The sequence below is a fragment of the Sphingomonas sp. GM_Shp_2 genome (genome assembly GCF_026540875.1).
In the GTDB taxonomy this organism is placed as follows: domain Bacteria; phylum Pseudomonadota; class Alphaproteobacteria; order Sphingomonadales; family Sphingomonadaceae; genus Sphingomonas; species Sphingomonas carotinifaciens.
Genome location: NZ_JALNUQ010000041.1, coordinates 19,517 through 37,818, shown reverse-complemented (window position 1 = coordinate 37,818; position 18,302 = coordinate 19,517). Strand labels below are relative to the sequence as shown.

Annotated in this window: 16 protein-coding genes and 1 pseudogene; 11 read left to right on the top strand and 6 right to left on the bottom strand. The window is 60.3% G+C overall.

The features are described 5' to 3' along the window. From OXR08_RS13755 to OXR08_RS13740, 4 genes and pseudogenes are all read left to right on the top strand, one after another. Positions 1–414, top strand: a pseudogene (locus tag OXR08_RS13755) (Ti-type conjugative transfer relaxase TraA); the annotation flags it as partial. A gap of 39 nt (positions 415–453) precedes the next feature. Then, a complete protein-coding gene (locus tag OXR08_RS13750) occupies positions 454–1,194 on the top strand; it encodes a DUF6118 family protein (protein ID WP_267350649.1) in 741 nt (246 codons plus the stop codon). 284 nt (positions 1,195–1,478) lie between these two features. Continuing rightward, positions 1,479–2,591 carry a DegT/DnrJ/EryC1/StrS family aminotransferase gene (locus OXR08_RS13745; RefSeq protein ID WP_267350647.1) on the top strand — a complete coding sequence of 371 codons (1,113 nt, stop codon included), beginning with the start codon at positions 1,479–1,481 and terminating at the stop codon, positions 2,589–2,591. Continuing rightward, positions 2,588–3,205 carry a NeuD/PglB/VioB family sugar acetyltransferase gene (locus tag OXR08_RS13740; protein WP_267350645.1) on the top strand — a complete coding sequence of 206 codons (618 nt, stop codon included), beginning with the start codon at positions 2,588–2,590 and terminating at the stop codon, positions 3,203–3,205. The genes OXR08_RS13745 and OXR08_RS13740 overlap by 4 nt, the downstream gene beginning before the upstream one ends. 4 nt (positions 3,206–3,209) lie before the next feature. Here the strand turns inward: OXR08_RS13740 and OXR08_RS13735 are convergent, their stop codons facing one another. The 6 genes from OXR08_RS13735 to rfbC form a co-directional block, all read right to left on the bottom strand. Continuing rightward, on the bottom strand, positions 3,210–4,634 hold the full coding sequence (locus OXR08_RS13735; RefSeq protein ID WP_267350643.1) for a lipopolysaccharide biosynthesis protein: 1,425 nt from the start codon (positions 4,632–4,634) through the stop codon (positions 3,210–3,212). 25 nt (positions 4,635–4,659) lie between these two features. Next, entirely contained in the window at positions 4,660–5,574 is a 915-nt protein-coding gene (locus OXR08_RS13730; RefSeq protein WP_267350641.1) for a hypothetical protein, read from the bottom strand. A gap of 107 nt (positions 5,575–5,681) precedes the next feature. After that, entirely contained in the window at positions 5,682–6,566 is an 885-nt protein-coding gene (rfbA, locus tag OXR08_RS13725; RefSeq protein WP_267350639.1) for a glucose-1-phosphate thymidylyltransferase RfbA, read from the bottom strand. Further along, complete coding sequence (gene rfbD / locus OXR08_RS13720) at positions 6,563–7,468, bottom strand: dTDP-4-dehydrorhamnose reductase (protein ID WP_267350637.1); 906 nt, start codon at positions 7,466–7,468, stop codon at positions 6,563–6,565. The genes rfbA and rfbD overlap by 4 nt, the downstream gene beginning before the upstream one ends. Further along, the gene (gene rfbB / locus OXR08_RS13715; RefSeq protein ID WP_267350635.1) at positions 7,465–8,517 is read right to left on the bottom strand and encodes a dTDP-glucose 4,6-dehydratase; all 1,053 of its coding nucleotides are present in this window, start codon (positions 8,515–8,517) and stop codon (positions 7,465–7,467) included. The genes rfbD and rfbB overlap by 4 nt, the downstream gene beginning before the upstream one ends. 12 nt (positions 8,518–8,529) lie before the next feature. Next, the gene (gene rfbC, locus OXR08_RS13710; protein WP_346731912.1) at positions 8,530–9,189 is read right to left on the bottom strand and encodes a dTDP-4-dehydrorhamnose 3,5-epimerase; all 660 of its coding nucleotides are present in this window, start codon (positions 9,187–9,189) and stop codon (positions 8,530–8,532) included. Positions 9,190–9,277: 88 nt separating this feature from the next. Between rfbC and OXR08_RS13705 the strand changes: the two genes are divergently transcribed. The 7 genes from OXR08_RS13705 to OXR08_RS13675 all read left to right on the top strand — a co-directional run bounded on the left by OXR08_RS13705 (position 9,278) and on the right by OXR08_RS13675 (position 18,260). Continuing rightward, entirely contained in the window at positions 9,278–11,029 is a 1,752-nt protein-coding gene (locus tag OXR08_RS13705) for a glycosyl hydrolase family 28-related protein (RefSeq protein WP_267350633.1), read from the top strand. Positions 11,030–11,197: 168 nt separating this feature from the next. Then, entirely contained in the window at positions 11,198–12,121 is a 924-nt protein-coding gene (locus OXR08_RS13700) for a glycosyltransferase (RefSeq protein WP_267350632.1), read from the top strand. Positions 12,122–12,242: 121 nt separating this feature from the next. Next, on the top strand, positions 12,243–13,118 hold the full coding sequence (locus tag OXR08_RS13695) for a glycosyltransferase (protein WP_267350631.1): 876 nt from the start codon (positions 12,243–12,245) through the stop codon (positions 13,116–13,118). A 69-nt stretch (positions 13,119–13,187) separates the two neighbouring features. After that, positions 13,188–14,159 (top strand): EpsG family protein, encoded by a 972-nt coding sequence (locus OXR08_RS13690; protein ID WP_267350630.1) that lies wholly within the window; start codon positions 13,188–13,190, stop codon positions 14,157–14,159. A gap of 55 nt (positions 14,160–14,214) precedes the next feature. Further along, positions 14,215–14,802, top strand: coding sequence for an acyltransferase (locus OXR08_RS13685; protein WP_267350628.1), 588 nt, complete (start codon positions 14,215–14,217; stop codon positions 14,800–14,802). A 120-nt stretch (positions 14,803–14,922) separates the two neighbouring features. Next, entirely contained in the window at positions 14,923–16,863 is a 1,941-nt protein-coding gene (locus OXR08_RS13680) for a nucleoside-diphosphate sugar epimerase/dehydratase (RefSeq protein ID WP_267350626.1), read from the top strand. Continuing rightward, the gene (locus tag OXR08_RS13675) at positions 16,860–18,260 is read left to right on the top strand and encodes an O-antigen ligase family protein (protein WP_267350624.1); all 1,401 of its coding nucleotides are present in this window, start codon (positions 16,860–16,862) and stop codon (positions 18,258–18,260) included. Before OXR08_RS13680 ends, OXR08_RS13675 begins: the two co-directional genes overlap by 4 nt. The last annotated feature ends 42 nt before the right edge of the window (positions 18,261–18,302 follow it).

The following is an 18,302-nucleotide window of genomic DNA, read 5'->3' as shown; positions in this document are numbered from 1 at the left end:
GTGTGCCCACACGTGTCGCGCGACCTGGCGTCGGCGCTGGCGCGCAATCCGCGACTGATCGAGCAGGCCGCGAGCGGCAATACCGCGGGCACGGTGCGCGCAATGGTCAAGGAACAGCAGGTACAACTCGATCCGGAGGCACGAGCCACCCGGTTCGTTGAAGGCTGGCAGGCGATGCAGCAGGCGCGGCTCGGGCTGGAGCGTGCTGGCGACAGCGCAGGTGCCGAGCGGATACGCGCGGGTATGGCGAAGGCGGCCAGCGGGGTTGCCCGCGACCCGCAACTGGAGGCAGCGCTGGCCAGGCGCCTGCCCGAGTTGGAGCTGACAATGGAGCGCGGACGGTCGATCGGGCAGGAACTGGAGCGCTCCGCCGGGGGTGGCGGGCGTGAGCGCGACCGGGGCTTTAGCCTGTGACGTTCGTGCTTTCGCGCGCAGGAAAGGGGAAGCATCCGTATGAGTGACGATCACGATCCGGCAGCGCTGGCGTTCGACGGGTTGCGCAACCGCGTCGAGCGGCAAGGCGAGGAGATCGCGCTGTTGCGCCGGGCGATCGAGGGGCTGGCGGCCGCACGCGCCGAGGTGCCTGAGCTGCCCGATTATAGCGAGACGCTGGGGCTGATCGCGAACAACATCACCGCGGCCGCACACCGGATCGACAAGCTGGCGAGAGCAGCTGACGGTTCGCTGACGCCGCCCGCAGTCGTCGCCAGAATCGTGGACGCCGGCAAAAACACCCGAACCGAGGACCGGGTGTTGATCACGGAGGCGCGGCGCACGCTCGATGACGCCTCGCGCGACCTTTACGGTCACATCAGGGAAGCGCGCGGCGTGGCTGCGCAGAAGCGGGCGCTGATCCAGGCCGGCCTTGGCGGGATCGCAGCCGGTGCGCTCCTATGGTCGGTGCTGCCGGGGTTCGTAGCGCGCAACGTCGCACCGGCGAGCTGGCACTGGCCTGAGCGCATGGCGACACGAACGCTCGGTGCGGATGACATGTGGAACGGGGCCAGGCGGCTCGGTGCGGTAGCGTCGCCGGCCAATTGGGACACGATGGTGGAAGGGGCAATCATCGTACAGGACAACCGTGAGACCCTGAATGGATGCCGCAAGGCCATCGGCAAGAACGCTAAATCCACCAAATGCACCGTCACTCTGTCGCGGTTGGATGCATCGGCTGTGAGTGAAAGGGCCGAGTGAAGCGTAATCGGTTGGTCGATCGCGATTGACGTCACCCCTGTTTTCTCTCAATCTGAACGAGAGTTTCCAGCCTTGTAGAGCCTCCAAGCGCTGATGACCGAGGCGTCCAACGACGTGCTGCGCAAGCATGGTGAAAGCCCGATCCGGGAGTGAGGAAGGCGGTATGCCAACGCCGTTGCAATTTAACCTCTTATGCCGCCTCGACGCATCAAGACGCGCCGGCTATTGCGCTGGCAACGAGGCTGCTTCGTCATCAGCAGATCATCGCTAATCGGAGTTGTCGCTTGCAGCCGATCTACGTCACCAAGCCGTATTTGCCCCCGCTCGATGAATTCGTTCGCCTGCTGGAACAGGTATGGGAAAGCCGCATCCTCACCAACAACGGCCCGTTCCATCAGCAGCTCGAAGGCCGCTTGCAGGACGTCTTCGATTCACCTCACGTTTCGCTGACGAACAACGGCATGCTTGCGCTGACTACCGCGATCAATGCGGCGCAGCTCGAAGGAGAGGTGATAACCACGCCCTATTCCTTTGTGGCGACCACCCACGCTCTGGCGCTCGAAGGCTTGACACCCGTCTTTGTCGATATTCGCCCGTCCGACCTCAACATCGATCCGGACCTGATCGAAGCGGCAATCACCGAGCGTACCAGCGCGATCGTAGCGGTTCATGTTTACGGTAATCCCTGCGCGGTCGCCCAGATTGAGGATATTGCCGCGCGCCATAACCTGAAGGTCATCTACGACGCCGCCCATGCCTTTGGCGTCCGCTATCAGGGGCGCAGCCTCCTGTCGTATGGTGATTTTGGGGCGCTGAGCTTCCACGCCACCAAGGCGTTCAACACGTTCGAGGGCGGTGCGGTGGTATCGCGCGAGGCCGAGGGCAAGCGGGCGGTCGATGCCGTGCGTAACTTCGGCATCGCCGACGAAGTGAACATCCCAGTGGTGGGCACTAATGCCAAGATGAGCGAGATCAACGCCGCGTTCGGTATGGTGCAACTCGAGCATTTCGAGGACGTGCGGCGCCGGCGTCGGCAGATCGACACGCGGTATCGCGAGCGACTCAGCGCGATCGAGGGGATCGACCTTGTCCCCATCCCGGATGGGGTGGAGTCGAACTTTTCCTATTTTCCTATCATGGTGCGCGACAGTTTCTCGCTGAGCCGTGACGCGCTGTACGAGGCGTTGAAGGCGGAAGGCATCTATTCGCGCCGCTACTTCTACCCGCTGCTGTCATCCTTGCCGATGTACGCGGATCTGCCATCGGCAGCAGCAGGGCGACTCCCCCAGGCGGAACGCGCCGCGGCGCAGGTTCTGTGCCTGCCTATCTATCCGGATCTTACCGATGCCGACCAGCAGCGTATCGTTCAGGCAGTGATCGACCACGCCCGACAATGAGACTGGCGATCTTTGGTACAGGCGGAATGGGGCGTGAGGTTGCTGACATCGTCTCACGTTCGCCGCGGCTGAGTGAATATTACAGCGAAATCTCTTTCGTGACAGACGCGCCGGCAGGCCCAGTGCAGGGGATTCCGGTCGTTCATCCGGACGCCATCAGTTCAGATGACGAACTCTGCCTAGCTGTCGGCAGTTCTGCTGACCGCCGCATGCTTGCAGCCCGCTTCGCCGGACGACGTTTCGCAACCATCGTGTCCGATCACGCCATCATATCGCCGTTGGCCTGCCTCGGGGCCGGAGCGATCGTGTGCGACTTTGCCGTGGTGAACAATGGCGTGACAACCGGCGATCATTTCCTCGCTAATGTTTACGCCCAAGTATCGCACGATTGCCTGCTAGGCGATTACGTCACTCTCTCTCCTAAGGCGAGCTGCAACGGCTGGGTCCGGATTGAGGACGATGTGTTCGTCGGCGCCGGAGCAGTGATCCGCAACGGCTCACCAGCCCGTAGGCTCTACATCGGTACGGGGGCGACAATCGGGATGGGCGCGGTAGTGACAAAGGACGTGCCCGCAGGTGCGACCGCCATAGGAACGACATTGCGCTCCGCCTGAACCGTCATTCCTTGCGCAGGCGTGGCAATACCGAGCGAAACGGGGTAATCCTAATTAGTTCGTGTGTATGGCCCACACCAAGCACTACTGCCGTGCAGACGAAAAACCCGCCGCCCGCGATGGTGAGGATCGCGAGATTGGCGGTGTCGCCGTATGCGAGCAAAGGACGCAGCAGCAGCAACACCGCTACCATTGCTGAAGTCAGCATGATCAGACTGGCAAGATCGCGCAATTGCGCGAGCGGATTGTAGTCGATCATCCGTCCAGCTGCGCCGGCATTGATGAAAAAAGCGACGTAGGCGAACAGCGTTTGACCAATTGCCAAGCCGGTGATGCCGAACATGCTGCCGACAGCAACAAAGGCAATACCGACGACTTTCTTTGCAATCTCCACCTTAAGATAAAGATCAGAGCGGCCCTGAGCCAGCATGAGCTGCAAATTCACCGCGTGGAGTGGAAACAAGATGCCGCCCAAGGCTAGAATCGATAGAACGGGGGCGGCGACGAGCCATTTCGGGCCGTACAGAACCTTGATGACGAGATCTGGCATAGTAGCAAGCGCGGCCATCAACGGCAGATTGATGAGCATCACGACACCCTGAGCCATGCGCACCCCGCGACGCAGCGCCTCATGGTCCTGTGATTTAGCGGAGAACACCGGCAGTGCGACCCGCGTGACGATCGCGGCCAGAATGTTGGCGGGTAGGATCTGCAGGCTTTGCGCGCGATTATAGAAGCCTAAGTCTCGCGCGCCATGCAGCTTGCCGATAATCAGCGACGAGCCGTGCGCATATGCGACCTCGAGCAGTCCCGACAGTGCAATTAGCGAACCAAATCCCGCGAGTTGCCGCGCGGACCGAAAATGAGGCCGCAATAGCGGACGCCAGCCTGCCAGCACCCAGACAGCGACGGTGTTGACCATTGCGGTCGTTAGTGACTGAAATACAAAGCACCACACACCTGCGCCATTCACGGCAGTGAAAATTACGGCGATCCCACCTGATACCGTGGCCAGTAGGCCTGCTCGAGCGACTAGGTCGAAACGCAAGCTTCTTTGCAACATGGCCGAAGGAACTGTGCCAACCGCCATGATCGGAACTGCAATGGCGATTGCCGTCAGAACCGGACGAAGTACTGGATATCCCAATCCATCGGCGACAAGAGAAGCTAATAGGAATATTGCAAACGCAATAATAAAAGATGCTAACGTATTATACCAGAATACAGCAGTCTGTTCTTCTAAACTAATCTCTTTTTTTTGAATTATTGCTGCTGAAAAGCCACCATCTATTAGTACAAGAGAAACAGAAATAAATATCATCATTATGGCATAAATGCCAAAATCTGTAGGCGAGAGCACACGGGCAAGAACTAATGATATAGCAAACTGAACAAAGGATCTAGTTCCAAGATCCAAGGCGCTCCACATGCCAGCTGATACAGCGCCCCCGGTTCTAGCCAGTGCCATTGTAAAAAAAACTTTCTACTGCATTGGTAAAATTAACTACCATCTGATCTTCGGCTTTTCGATCCTGAGAGAGTCTTTCAAGAAGCAGGCCTCTCGTATTGATGGCCCACTCGACATCGTCCCATCCATAGGCCAAGCCGTAGCGATCTTCCTCACGGGGAAACCACTGTTCCTTAGTTACTCCAGGTACGGGCTCAATCACCGGTGTACAACCGCACATTGCCGCAAAAACCGAGTACATCGAGTAAGTATCAAGACTTTGTAGATACTCGCTTCTATTGAAATGATCCGCCGTTTCTTCGTGCGACATTCCATCTACGATATCGTCGCTCTTTAGCTCTATACAGCTCAGCCGATTTTTTCCCTTGCGGATAAGTACGCAAGTGCCAGCGCGGTTTTCATCACCACGATTGGTATAAGCAGGGTGAAGATAGGTTACAGTGAGTCTGTTATCTAAATTGGAATTATAGTTGGTGTCGTTGAAAGCGTCCTGGTAAAAAAAGTAGAGCTCGTTCTTACCGTATCTTACTTTTCCGGTATGGTGTCCGGGGCGGTGCAGGAACCAGCGGACGACCTTTCGGCTTCGCAGCGGGTTATCGACGACCACCTCAGGGTAAACTGCCACAGCGTCCTTGACAATTTGCCTCGTTGCTATCGGGACGGAGAACGGACCCGTCGAAAACCGCTGGCCTGGCAGCAACTGCCGCCAACGCCGGATGATCTTGCCCGCCTCCTTCCAGCTACGCGGAAGGAGGCTGTAAGGCGTGGTAGCGGGCCATATATAGGCGTCGAAGCCAAGTTCGCGAAGACGTTCGCAGAGAAGCAGTAACGCAATGCCTCCGCCAGAATCCTGATCGTATGGAAAAGAAAAGACAACGAACCGCAACTTATTCTTTTTCATGGAAGTACTCGTAAAGTAACACCATGGTATATGCCGGCATGAATCGCGACCATGGGACACGAATTATGCCGCATCAGTTGCGTGGCCATTCGCATCAGTGAGAGGGCTTAGTCGCCCTCTTGAGAGATGTTTTGAACCGCTTTCAGGATCGCCCGCCCATAGGCAGTTTTCTTGAACCGTTCGCCCGCCTCGCGCGCCTGGTCGGCGGATATGAACCCCTTCTCGAGCGCGATTTCCTCAAGGCAGGCGATCTGGATGCCCTGGCGGTGCTGGAGCGTGCGGACGAACTCGGATGCCTCAAGGAGGCTGTCGTGCGTGCCCGTATCTAGCCACGCATAGCCGCGGCCCATCTGCTCGACGTAGAGGTCGCCCGCTTCCATGTAGAGCCGGTTGAGGTCGGTGATCTCCAGCTCACCGCGCGGGGACGGCTGGAGGTTGCGGGCGAAATCCACGACGCGATTGTCGTAGAAGTAGAGCCCCGTCACCGCATGGTTGGACTTTGGCTGCGCCGGCTTCTCCTCTAGGCTGATCGCGCGGCCACCTTCGCCGAACTCGACCACGCCATAGCGCTCGGGATCTTCGACCTGATAGCTGAACACCGTGGCGCAGCCCTTGCGGTTGACCGCGCTGGTCAGCAGGTCAGTTAGGTGTGCGCCGAAAAAGATATTGTCGCCCAGCACCAGCGCGACATCGTCGTCACCAATGAAGTCCGCGCCGATCGTGAACGCCTGCGCCAGCCCGTCGGGGCTGGGCTGCTCGGCATAGCTGATCTGCACGCCGAACGCCGAACCGTCGCCGAATAGCCGTTGGTAATTCCCGAGATATTCCGGCGATGAGATGATCAGCACCTCGCGGATACCAGCGAGCATCAGCACTGACAGTGGGTAATAGATCATCGGCTTGTCGTATACCGGCAGCAGCTGCTTGTTCACCGCCAGCGTCGCCGGGTGGAGCCGCGTGCCCGAGCCGCCCGCGAGAATGATGCCCTTCACTTGCCGTTCTCCATTGGGGCTACTCCGATCAGTTCGTCGAGGATGTCGCTTAATGCGTCCTGCCAGGCACGCGGCGCAATGCCGTAAGCGGCGCGAATCGCGTTGTGACTCAGCAGCGAATTGGCCGGGCGCTTCGCGGACGTTGGATATTGGTCGGTGGTGATCGGCATGACTCTGGCCGTGGCCCCGCCGCGTTCGCCCGACTGGCGGAAGATCTCGGCCGCGAAGCCCGCCCAGCTCGTCTCGCCTGCGTTGCTGAAGTGGAAGGTGCCGGTCGGCGCGTCTGCATCCTCGACCAGCCGCAGCGTGATCGCCGTTAGCGCGCCCGCCAGATCCGCCGCGCTCGTCGGCGAACCGCGTTGGTCGTCCACCACGGTCAGCGTGTCACGCTCGGCGCCCACCCGCAGCATGGTCTTCACGAAATTGTTGCCGTGCGCCGAGACCACCCAGGCCGTGCGCACGATCACGTGCCGCACGCCCGAGGTGCGCACCGCCAGCTCGCCGCCGAGCTTGGACGCGCCGTACACACCGAGGGGGGCGACCGGGTCACTCACCTCCCAAGCGCCCTGCTTGTCGCCGGCGAAGACATAGTCGGTCGATACCTGCACCAGCGGGATGCCGGCCTCGGCGCAAGCCTCGCCGAACGCCGCGGGTGCCATGGCGTTGACTGCCCAGGCGGTGACCACGTTGCTCTCCGCCTTGTCGACCGCGGTGTATGCCGCGCCGTTGATCACCGCGGCCCAGGGTCGTTCCGCCACCTTGGCGGCGATCGCCGCGGTGTCGGTGAGGTCGAGGTCGGCGACGTCGATCGCGACGACCTCATAGCCCGTCGGCCAAGCGCAGCGCTGCAGTTCAGTGCCAAGCTGCCCCCCCTTGCCGGTGACAAGAATTGCGCGGGTCATGCGGCGACGCCGCGCCGCTGCGCTGCGCCCTGCTCAACGATCGGACGCCACCAGCTCTCGTTATCGAGATACCAGCGCACCGTCTTCTCGATGCCCGTTTCGAACGTCTCCTCGGGCCGCCAGCCGAGCTCCTGCTCAATCCGCGTGGCGTCGATCGCGTAGCGCTTGTCGTGCCCCGGCCGATCGGCGACCGAGGTGATCTGCTCGGCGTAAGGCTTGCCGTCGGCGCGCGGACGCAGCTGATCAAGGATGCCGCAGATCGTGTGGACGACTTCAATGTTCTGCTTCTCGTTAAAGCCGCCGACATTGTACGTTCGGCCGACTTCGCCGCGCTCGAACACCACTTGGAGCGCACGGACGTGATCCTCGACGAACAGCCAGTCGCGCACCTGATCGCCCTTGCCGTAGACCGGCAGCGGCTCGCCATCTAGGGCCTTGGCGATCATCAGCGGCACCAGCTTCTCGGGGAAGTGATAGGGTCCGTAATTGTTCGAGCAATTGGTAATCAGCACCGGCAGGCCGAAGGTGTGGCCCCATGCTGACACGAGATGGTCGCTGCCCGCCTTGGACGCTGAATAGGGCGAGCGCGGGTCGTAGGGCGTGTCCTCGGTGAACAACCCGGTGTCGCCAAGCGAGCCGTACACTTCGTCGGTCGAGATATGGTGAAAGCGGAACGCCTCTTTCGCGGCGCTTTCCAGCGACTGCCAATAGCTGCGCGCTTCGGCGAGCATCGTATAGGTGCCGACGACATTGGTCTGGATGAAGGCACCCGGGCCGTCGATCGAGCGATCGACGTGGCTCTCCGCAGCAAGATGCGTGATGACGTCGGGCTTGAACTCGGCGATCGCCGCACGCACCGCCTCGGCATCGCAGATGTCGCCTTGCACAAAGCGGTAGCGGTTGCTGTCCGCCACCCGCTCCACCGTGGTCAGCGTACCGGCATAGGTCAGCTTGTCGAAGTTCAGGATCTCGTGGGTCGTGTTCTCGATGAGGTGACGGACGAGAGCCGAGCCGATGAAGCCGGCCCCGCCGGTGACGAAGATGCGCATTAATGTGGTCCTTCAGGCGAGCGGGGTGAGCGGGTTGCCATCATAGGCGAACGGGCTATCGAAATCCGCAAGGCTAGGCTGGATCTGATCCTTGGCCGACAGCTCAGGCGTCACGCCGGCGGGGATCGGCCAGTCGATGCCGACACTGTCCCAGCGGATCCCGCCATCCGCCTCGGGCGCATAGGTGTCCGAGCATTTGTAGGTCACCTCGCAATCCGCCTCCAGCGTCACGAAGCCGTGCGCGAAGCCGATCGGAATGAACAGCTGATGCCCGTTTTCGGCCGACAGCTCCGCTCCCACCCAATGGCCATAGGTAGGTGATCCTTTGCGCACGTCGACGGCAAGGTCGTAGATCCGCCCACGGATGCAGCGCACCAATTTGTCTTGCCCGCGCGGCGGGGTCTGGAAGTGCAGCCCGCGCAAGGTGAACGCCGGCACCGATAGCGAGTGATTATCCTGCACAAAGCGGCAGGTGATGCCGAGCTTCTCGAAGGCCGGTTCCGAATACACTTCGGTAAACCAGCCACGGGCATCGCCGAAGCGCTTGGGCGTGATGAGCTGGACGGGGGAGAATAGCATAAAGCGGCCGAATAGGAGACTTAGGAAGCATCGGCAAATCGTTTTAGTCGGTCCCGCGCATGTGGCGGCGACCATGTGGTCAGCCGATTGCATCTCAATATCGTATCGCCTTGGCTCTTGTCGCAACCCGGCTGTCCCGCTCCGCTTGGCAGGTTGAGAAGAGGGCGTCACAATATGACCCATGGTTTTTGCCGTCGATCGCCGAACCCTTCTAGCCGTTGTAACCAGCGCCATGGGGCCTCTTCTCGCCCAGTCGAGCACCGCCAAGGCGAAAGTCGAAGGGGGGACATGGCGCTTCTATCGTAGTGGCAGTGCTCAGCCTGCACCCGTCTACACCGAGGCGGATCGGACGATAATGGCAGCCGCCGAGATCGTCCCTGATAAGCAGGGACGGTTGCCGAAAATGTATCTAGATCCGGCGATAGAATATCGTGCGGTATTGTCTGATGCGCGTGGGCGCACGCTAGCTACGCTGGATCCCGTGCCGGTTGTCGGCGCCGGGCTGCGCAGGGGAGCGGCAGAAGGCGGTGCCCGCATCGTCGTGTCTGGTGCGATCGGCGATGGCGGGTTCCATCCCCTGTCCGAACGCTTCTCCAGCTTGGCCGAGGCGCAGGCAGTGTTTCCCGCTGCTTCCGCCCTCACCGATTCAATCTGTGGGGCGGCCATCCAGTCGGCGATCAACCGTGCGGTGCAGCGCGGCAAGGCGTTGCAGGGAGGAGCCAGCGTCTTTCTGCCGCATGGTCGTTATCCGCTTTCGCGCTCGCTTGTGCTGCCTGACGGTGTGTCGCTGGAGGGCGAAGGGCGCGACAGGACGTTTATCGACAACCAGAACAGTCCGCTGGCAATGCCGCTGGTCGTCAACGATCCCGCCGGCATTGCGCGTATATCGTTGCGCGGCCTGTCGCTGCATGGCGGCACCCATGGCGTCCGGATCCAGGTCGCCAGCTATGTCGAGGGGTTGTTGATCGAAGGCGTGTCGTTTCAGTTGCAAACGGACAAGAACTTCGAATGCAACAAGCTCCTCCAGATGGCGACCTTCCGGGATTGTGCTTTCGGGATCGCGCCATTCGGCGTCTATGTCGCGGCATGGACTGCGAACGTCGTCTCCTTCGAGGGGTGCAGCTTCGAGAATCATTCGCAAACCCATCTGCACTTGCGTGGTGCCGAGGGCGTCACCGTCACCGGCGGACGTTTCGAAGGTGGTGGCGTCTTTGATCCGGCGCGCGCGACGATCGATATCGAATCCGCCGCAGCAGTCAGCTTCAAGGGCGTGTATTTCGAAAACACCCATGCCGTCCTGTTGCGCGAACGCTATTCACGAGATGGCATCAGCTTCAGCGATTGCCATTTCACGGGAGCGCCGGGGCCATCTGGTCCGCCATCACTTGTCGCCTACCGCTTTGACAGCGATGGAATCGTGACCTTCGGGTCGAACGACTGGTATCTGCCGACCCGTGCGCCGGCACGGATCGCGCTGCACGGTGTGAACCGTAAGCTGATCACCGAAGGGCGCCTCTATTTCGCCCGTTCGGCGACCTATCACCATATCCGCTCGGAACCCGTGGTGCTCAGGCAAGGGGAGAGGCGCGATCTTCTCGCCATCCGTCGGGAAGGAAGCGGTCCGGCATTGACGCTTTCCGGCAGCCTTGTGGTCGAGGTAAGGGCGAGGGAGGGCACCCGCACGCGTTATCAATATGCCGTGACGGCGGTTGCAGGTGAGAGCGAGACAAGCTTGCGTGTCGAGCCGCTCGATCTGGGAGCGCCGGCACTGGAGGTGCGTCCGGACGAGAATGGCGGTATGGTGGCGTGGCTCGTCGCGGCGATCAGCCCGATCGAGCTGCAATGGACGTTTGAAGGATCCGTCAAGGGTGTGCGTGCTGACGAAAGCGCTCTTCTCGCCATCGACCTGAGCCGATTGCCGAAACGAGGATAGAGGTTGAGAAGCGGCAGCCATGCCTTAAGGCGCAGCCCGTCACGCATACGCCGTTCGCTACAGATTGGAAAATTGTCCCTTGCACCATGATGATCTGTTCATTGGTACGGCGTGTGCCGATGCCGCATCCGCCGAGCGCCTGGCCGATCGGTTGGGCCTGCCCGCTTGATGACGTGTACTTCTGTCGCGGTCCTGCTAGCTACCTATAACGGTGCGGCCCATTGCGAAACGCAGCTGATCTCCCTTCTGTGGCAGCGCGGCGTTGACGTGCATATCTATGTCCGTGATGACGGTTCGCGCGATGCGACGCCGGCGATCCTGCGCGACTGGGCCGAGCGTCATCCCGGTCGCTTCACCATCATCGACAACGAAGGCGTGTCGACCGGGTCGGCGAACGGCAATTTCTTTGCGCTGCTTGCCGCGATCGACACTGCGCGCCACGACTATGTTGCTTTTGCCGATCAGGACGACGTGTGGACCCCGGACAAGCTCGCCCGTGCGGTAAAGAGGTTGGTGGAAGAGGGGGCGGAAGGCTATTCATCCGACCTGATCGCCTACAGCGCTGCGGCAGAACCTACCGCGGCACACGCATGGATTTTGCACAAGGCAGGGCGTCCGGCCGATCTCGATTATCTATTCCAGGGCGCATCGGCGGGATGTACCTATGTCCTGACGCGCCATGCGGCGGCGATGGCACAAGCTGTGATGGCGACGGCGCCGGCCTTCTGTGCGGATCCGTCACACGATTGGATCCTGTACGCGATCTGCCGTTCGCGCGGATTGAAATGGGTGCGTGATCCGGCTGCGGAGATCCTGTACCGCCAGCATGACGGCAATCAATATGGCGCCAAGCGCGGTCCGGCGGAACTAGCCGCCAAGCTGCGGGTCATGCGATCGAGCTGGTATCGCGATCACATCCTGTGGCTGCGCCATGTCCTGATCAACAGCGATAGCGAACGAGCCGTGCTGGACGCGGTGGCACGGGGCGCCCTGTCTGACCGATGGCGGTTAATCCGGGAGGCGGGGCGGTTCCGGCGCACACCGGCCTATGTCGCACAGCTGCGCGCCGCCATCGTGCTGCGGATGATCTGAGTTCGGTCGCCCATCACGCTTGCCGCCATTGACGTATTGCCTAAAAAGCGGCAGCGACGTTGGTGTTTTACATCCACACCGTGCGGCCGCGGCACGTGTGACAGCAAGGCAGTTCGTCATAATGCATTCCGACCATCAACTGCCGGCCGCCAGTTCGGCACGTGTCGATGTTGCGGTTGTGGTCGTCCTGTATCACCCTGGGGACGACGATCTTGCCAATCTGTCGAGGTTGACCCAATGGGGTGTGCGCGTCGTGGCGGTAGTCAATGCCATTGACGACGTCCGGCGTGCGGCCATGCCGGCGACGGGCGCGCAGGTGATCGCCAATCCTCGCAATTTGGGGCTGGCACATGCGCTAAACCAAGGGATCGGTGCCGCGGTCGGGAACGGTGCGCGCTATGTTCTCCTGCTGGATCAGGACAGCCGTCCGACGTCCGACATGCTGGACGCGCTCCTCGCGGCTGCCACCGCGATGGAAGCCGAAGGGCGCCCGATTGCCTGCGTGGCGCCGGTGCTGCACGATCGCAAGTCAACTGGTGGTGCTAATACTGCGTGGGATAACGGGCCATTCGCCACGTCGGGAACGCTGTTGACGCGGGCTGGATGGGAGCAGGTCGGTCCCATGTGGGAGCCGTTGTTTATCGATGGGATTGACCATGAATGGTGCTTCCGCGCACGCGGACGCGGAATGGAAACGGTACTCGTCCGTGCGGCGGTGATGGAACACAATCTGGGTGATGAGGGGATGAATTTCCTTGGCCGCTACCGACCGGTCCATCGCTCACCGCTGCGGCATTATTTCATCGTGCGCAACACATTGTGGCTGGCTCGCAAGGGCTATATCCCGCTGGGATGGCGGGCGAGCGAAGTGGCAAAGCTCGCCTACCGCATCGCCACTTATCTCTTGGTGAGCAATGATCGTTCCCGCACTGTCGGCAACATCACTGCGGCGCTTGCTGACGGAGTTGCGCAATCCCGTCAGCGGCAGCCGATATGATTAATGCACGAAATCTATCATCATGGTGCTAGTACTCTGAAGACGACCGAAGGACGGCCGGCTTATTGGATGGCCTATGGCACCATCGTGCTTGCGGTACTACTAATCAGCCTGCTCACCGAACCATCGCGGTTTGGCGACTTCGAAGCCTATGTTCTATACCTCGACGCTCTGGTTCACTTCCCGTCGCCTAGCTGGATGTATTTCGAGGTATTCTCAAACCTCTATCTGCTGGGATCATATTGGCTGACCCAGTCGGTCTTTTCGGCCGTGACCTTCGCCCATTACATACTGAGCATCTTTTCCGTATTAGCGCTGGGTGCTGCGTTTCCACCGCGCCGCACGCCGTGGCCTTCGCTATTGTTTATCTTCGCGATGCTTGGTCCGCTGCTCGCCTTTGTGACAATGCGCGCAACGCCCGCCTATTTCCTGGTCGCACTTGGCGTGCGGTACGCTGTGGAACGGCGACCGGCTGCATGGATTTTTCTGACCGCGGCAGCAATGTTCCACATTTCATCGCTATTGGCTGCTCCGCCAATGGCGCTTCTGTATTTTGAGCGGAACTTGCCGGCGATGCTCCGATCGAATCGGTCGCGGCGCTATTATCTTCTGGTTGCTCTAACTATTGTGGCATTTGGTGCAGCGCTGCCACAGCTTTCTAGTAGTGTAACTGCTTTGATCCAGTCGATACCGGTTATATCAAAATATGACGCTTATACCGAAAGTGTGTCTACCGACACGCAAATAGGTCATTATATCTTTCTCTTATTTCTCTCTGTCCTTACAGTGGGATTCCTTGCTGTGCAGCAGGGTGCAGCCGCAAGATTGAACATCTTCGTGCTGGCATCATTCGCGCTGTATGTCGTGATGTTTTTCTCGGCATCGCCGATTGCCGCCTTCCGGCAGGCACCGTTCTGGGTTATGCCGATGCTTGCCGTCCTGCCATGGGAGAGGCTAGGCTTCAACCATGCGACAGCGCCGGTTTTCATTGCAGGCTGCATCGGGTTGTTCGCCTTCCAGTTCAATCAGGTTTATCTTTAAATCCGCGGCGGCAGGCGTGCTTGAACGGATTGGTCAAGAAAGCTAGCCATGTCACATGGATAATCCGTTCAACACCGGTTTCTATAGTTCCGACGATCTTCGACAGATGGGTTTCGGCAAGGTTGGTGCTCATGTGCAAGTCGCGCGGAGTTGCACCATCGTCGGGCTGAGCAATATCGTGCTGGGCGACCATGTGCGGATCGATGCAATGTGCTCGATCATTGCCACTGGGCCGGTTACGTTCGAAGGGCGAAACCACATCGGCGCCTTTTGCCATCTGGTGGGCCGTGGAGGGCTGGAGCTCGGAAAATATGCAGGTTTGTCGCAGCGTGTTAGCATCTATACCGCAAGCGATGACTATGGCGGAGGTTTTCTGACCAACCCCACGGTTCCCGAGAAGTATACCAGTTGCACCGTTGCGCCAGTCCGGCTTGGGAGGCACGTCATCATCGGCTCGGGCACGGTTGTGTTGCCTGGCACGGATATAGGTGAGGGCGCTTCGGTGGGGGCGCTGTCGCTAGTTACTAAGTCGCTTGACCCGTGGCATGTCTATTCGGGTATACCGGCGCGGCGTCTGAAGGCGCGCTCACGCGACTTGTTGGCATTGGAAGCGCAGTTAGAGGCGGAGCCGTCTAGCGGCTGATTTTGCGCCACATGGCGTGCGGCACTGCTGGCGTACATGACTTGGCAACGCTCTTTTGCGTGACCAGGAATGACGATAAGAAGATCTCTTGCGGGCAAATTGCCGAGTACGCGGAGCAGAATGTTGAAAATGATTGCGGATCCGCTGCTGGCTTTGCCTCGTGCCCTGAAGCGCATAATTGCGGTTGGAGTCGATATTGCGCTTTGTGCGCTTACTGTGTGGATCGCGTATTATCTCCGCCTTAGCGAATGGGTGCCGCTAAACGGTCGTCCTATGCTGGCGGTGGGGCTGTCCGTCACGCTAGCTATTCCCGTTTTTGCGGCGTTTGGTCTGTACCGGATCGTGTTTCGTCACGCCGGGGCAGATGCCATTGTGTCATGTGCGATCGCATGTGCCGTATACGGACTAGGCTATGCGGCCCTAATTACCGCTTATGGATTCAATCTGATCCCGCGGACAGTGGGACTGATGCAGCCAGCGTTGTTATTCATCGCCGTTGCAGGCTCGCGTGCCGCTGCTGGATTACTACTTGGGCGGCAATATCGCGGAATACGCGCCGCACATGGTAAGGCGCGCGCGCTGATCTATGGTGCGGGATCCACCGGTCGCCAGATCGCTGAAGCAATGGCGATCAGCCAAGAGATGCGCATCGTCGGTTTTGTGGACGACGATCGATCGCTGCACAACAGCCGAATACGGCGACTACGAGTTTATTCCCCCCATGATCTCGATACCTTGGTCGAAAAACAGGAGATCACGGACGTTCTGCTCGCCATTCCAACGGCGCGGCGAGCGCGACGTATGGAAATTGTTGAGCGGCTGAAGGCGATTGGGCTGCGAGTTCGCACCTTGCCCGGCCTGATGGATCTGGCACACGGCACGTTTCAGGCTAGCGACCTTCGCGAGGTGACGATCACCGATTTGCTGCAGCGCGCGTCCGTTCCTTACGACGACAGTGCGATGCATGACCATGTCGCCGGCAACGTCGTCCTAGTGACCGGAGCTGGCGGATCAATCGGCAGCGAGTTGTGCCGGCAGATTGCCGCCATGAAGCCGCGCCGGCTCCTCCTCGTCGAGCGTAGCGAATATGCGCTCTACGCTATTCACAACGAATTGCAGGCCGCTGGCCATAACATGCTGGTACCGCTGCTGGCGTCAGTCACTGATGCGTCGCGGATGGACAGCATCCTGGGCACGTGGCAGCCGCATATGGTCTTCCACGCCGCTGCCTACAAGCATGTGCCGCTAGTGGAGCACAATCCTCTGGAAGGATTGCGCAACAATGTGATCGGTACGGCAGTGATCGCCGAACTGGCAGCCCAGCATAACGTGCGTGATTTCGTTCTCATCAGCACTGACAAAGCGGTGCGCCCTACCAATACTATGGGCGCGTCCAAGCGGTTGGCGGAGTTGGTGCTTCAAGGCTTAAGCCAGACGGAGGCGGCACAGCGAACCTGTTTCTCCATGGTTCGCTTCGGCAATGTTCTCGGGTCGAGCGGGTCGGTGGTGCCGCTGTTCACACGCCAGATCAGGAAAGGTGGCCCCATCACGATCACGCATCCCGATATCACCCGCTATTTCATGACCATTCCCGAGGCGGTGCAACTGGTGCTGCAGGCCGGCGCGATGGCACAGGGAGGCGAGGTCTTCGTCCTAGACATGGGTGATCCGGTACGGATCTACGATCTGGCCTGTAACATGGTCCGCCTATCAGGTCTGACCGTACGTGACGCCAGCCACCCTGAGGGTGATATTGAGATCAAGACGGTCGGCCTGCGACCGGGAGAGAAATTGTTTGAAGAATTGCTGATCGGCAACAATCCCATGCCCACGGCGCATCCCCGGATCATGCAGGCGACCGAACACAGCGTACCTTGGTCGCAGCTGCGCACGCAACTCGCCCGGCTCTCCGACATGATCGCGGTCGGTGACGTGCCGGGCGCACGCACGCTACTGCAGGCGAACGTGGTCGAGTTCACCCCCAGCAGCGACATCGTGGATTGGGTGGCCATGGCACGGGAAGAAGGACGATCGCTTACTCCGGAGGCGGTCGCCTCATGATCCGGCAAGGAACGTTCCCGCGGCGCGCCGCAGCGCGTCGGCCCGGCCTGTCGCTGCCGGACGGGCTGGGCATGACGCTCGTAATTTCGGTGTTGTTCCTCATCGTGTTGTGGGTCGCGGGCGGAGCGTCGCGTCCGGACGTGATGGGGCAGCCGGTCGTGCGCGGCGCGGCTTGGATGGCGTTGTGCCTTGCGGCGCTGTTCGCCCCGCGTCCGGCGTTGGTCGGGCATCGATCGATAGCATTGTTCCTCGGGCTGGCACTTGCGCTAGCCCTTGTGCAACTAGTTCCTTTACCCCCATCCACATGGCAAATGCTGCCCGGTCGCGCGCTGTTGACCGATGCGGCCGCCATCGCCGGCGGGGGGCAGCCGTGGCGCCCTCTTTCAATGGTGCCCGATGCGACGACCAATGCCGCAGCGTCGCTGGTGGTGCCCATCGCCATGTTGGTGCTGCTGGCATCCATGCAGGAAGCGGAGCGCCGTTGGTTGCCCGTGGTCCTGCTCGGCCTAATCGTCGCTTCGACCCTGTTGGGGCTGCTCCAGTTTTCAGGATCGCGGTTCAACAATCCGCTGATCAACGACACGGTGGGGCAGATCAGCGCATCTTTTGCAAACCGGAACCATCTGGCGTTGTTCTTGGCGATCGGCTGCGTCCTGGCACCAGCTTGGGCGGTTCACGGCGCACGCGGCGTGCAGTGGCGGCTAATGGCGGCACTTGGAATGACGTTGCTGTTCGTCCTAATGATCCTGGCTACCGGTTCGCGCGCAGGACTACTGCTGTGCAGTCTGGCCCTTGCGGCCGCATCGGTGCTGGTTTGGAAAGATGTCCGTCGGGAATTGCGTCGCTATCCGCGCTGGGTACTGCCTGCTTTGGGCGCAAGTGTTGCAGGCGTGATCACGGTTTCGGTGCTTGTCGCCGTTGCCGCGAACCGTGCGATGTCGATCAACCGTATCTTGGTGGGTGGAGAGGTGCAAGACATGCGCGGTCGCGCGTTGCCGACCGTGGTGGAGATGGTCCGCACCTATTTCCCGGCCGGTTCGGGGCTGGGCGGCTTTGATCCCATCTTTCGCATTCACGAACCCCAAAATTTGCTGAAGCTTACCTATTTTAACCACGCACATAACGATTTGCTGGAGGTGGCGTTGGACACCGGACTGCCTGGCCTGCTGCTGCTGTTTGCAGCGATCGCCTGGTGGGGCATTGCGACCTTCCACGCATGGCGTGGAGGAAGCGCCGCTCTGCTTCCTCGGCTCGGGTCCGTGATCCTCGGGCTGATACTGGTGGCAAGCCTGTTCGATTATCCGGTGCGCACACCGATGATCATGGCAGTGCTGGTGATCGCGGCGTGGTGGCTAAACGACCCTGCACCTCGCGGAGGGGCCACTTTACGCAATTAAGGCGCTTACCTATAGGTGCACGCTTCTTAATCAAGCCGGATA

Bases quoted from the DNA above. Each gene is read 5' to 3' on its own strand.
- rfbC (WP_346731912.1), bottom strand. From the start codon at position 9,189: ATGCAATCGGCTGACCACATGGTCGCCGCCACATGCGCGGGACCGACT.
- rfbB (WP_267350635.1), bottom strand. From the start codon at position 8,517: ATGCGCATCTTCGTCACCGGCGGGGCCGGCTTCATCGGCTCGGCTCTC.
- OXR08_RS13695 (WP_267350631.1), top strand. From the start codon at position 12,243: ATGCATTCCGACCATCAACTGCCGGCCGCCAGTTCGGCACGTGTCGAT.
- OXR08_RS13700 (WP_267350632.1), top strand. From the start codon at position 11,198: ATGACGTGTACTTCTGTCGCGGTCCTGCTAGCTACCTATAACGGTGCG.
- OXR08_RS13680 (WP_267350626.1), top strand. From the start codon at position 14,923: ATGTTGAAAATGATTGCGGATCCGCTGCTGGCTTTGCCTCGTGCCCTG.
- OXR08_RS13675 (WP_267350624.1), top strand. From the start codon at position 16,860: ATGATCCGGCAAGGAACGTTCCCGCGGCGCGCCGCAGCGCGTCGGCCC.
- OXR08_RS13685 (WP_267350628.1), top strand. From the start codon at position 14,215: ATGGATAATCCGTTCAACACCGGTTTCTATAGTTCCGACGATCTTCGA.
- OXR08_RS13705 (WP_267350633.1), top strand. From the start codon at position 9,278: ATGGTTTTTGCCGTCGATCGCCGAACCCTTCTAGCCGTTGTAACCAGC.
- rfbD (WP_267350637.1), bottom strand. From the start codon at position 7,468: ATGACCCGCGCAATTCTTGTCACCGGCAAGGGGGGGCAGCTTGGCACT.
- OXR08_RS13735 (WP_267350643.1), bottom strand. From the start codon at position 4,634: ATGTGGAGCGCCTTGGATCTTGGAACTAGATCCTTTGTTCAGTTTGCT.
- OXR08_RS13730 (WP_267350641.1), bottom strand. From the start codon at position 5,574: ATGAAAAAGAATAAGTTGCGGTTCGTTGTCTTTTCTTTTCCATACGAT.
- OXR08_RS13690 (WP_267350630.1), top strand. From the start codon at position 13,188: ATGGCCTATGGCACCATCGTGCTTGCGGTACTACTAATCAGCCTGCTC.
- OXR08_RS13750 (WP_267350649.1), top strand. From the start codon at position 454: ATGAGTGACGATCACGATCCGGCAGCGCTGGCGTTCGACGGGTTGCGC.
- OXR08_RS13740 (WP_267350645.1), top strand. From the start codon at position 2,588: ATGAGACTGGCGATCTTTGGTACAGGCGGAATGGGGCGTGAGGTTGCT.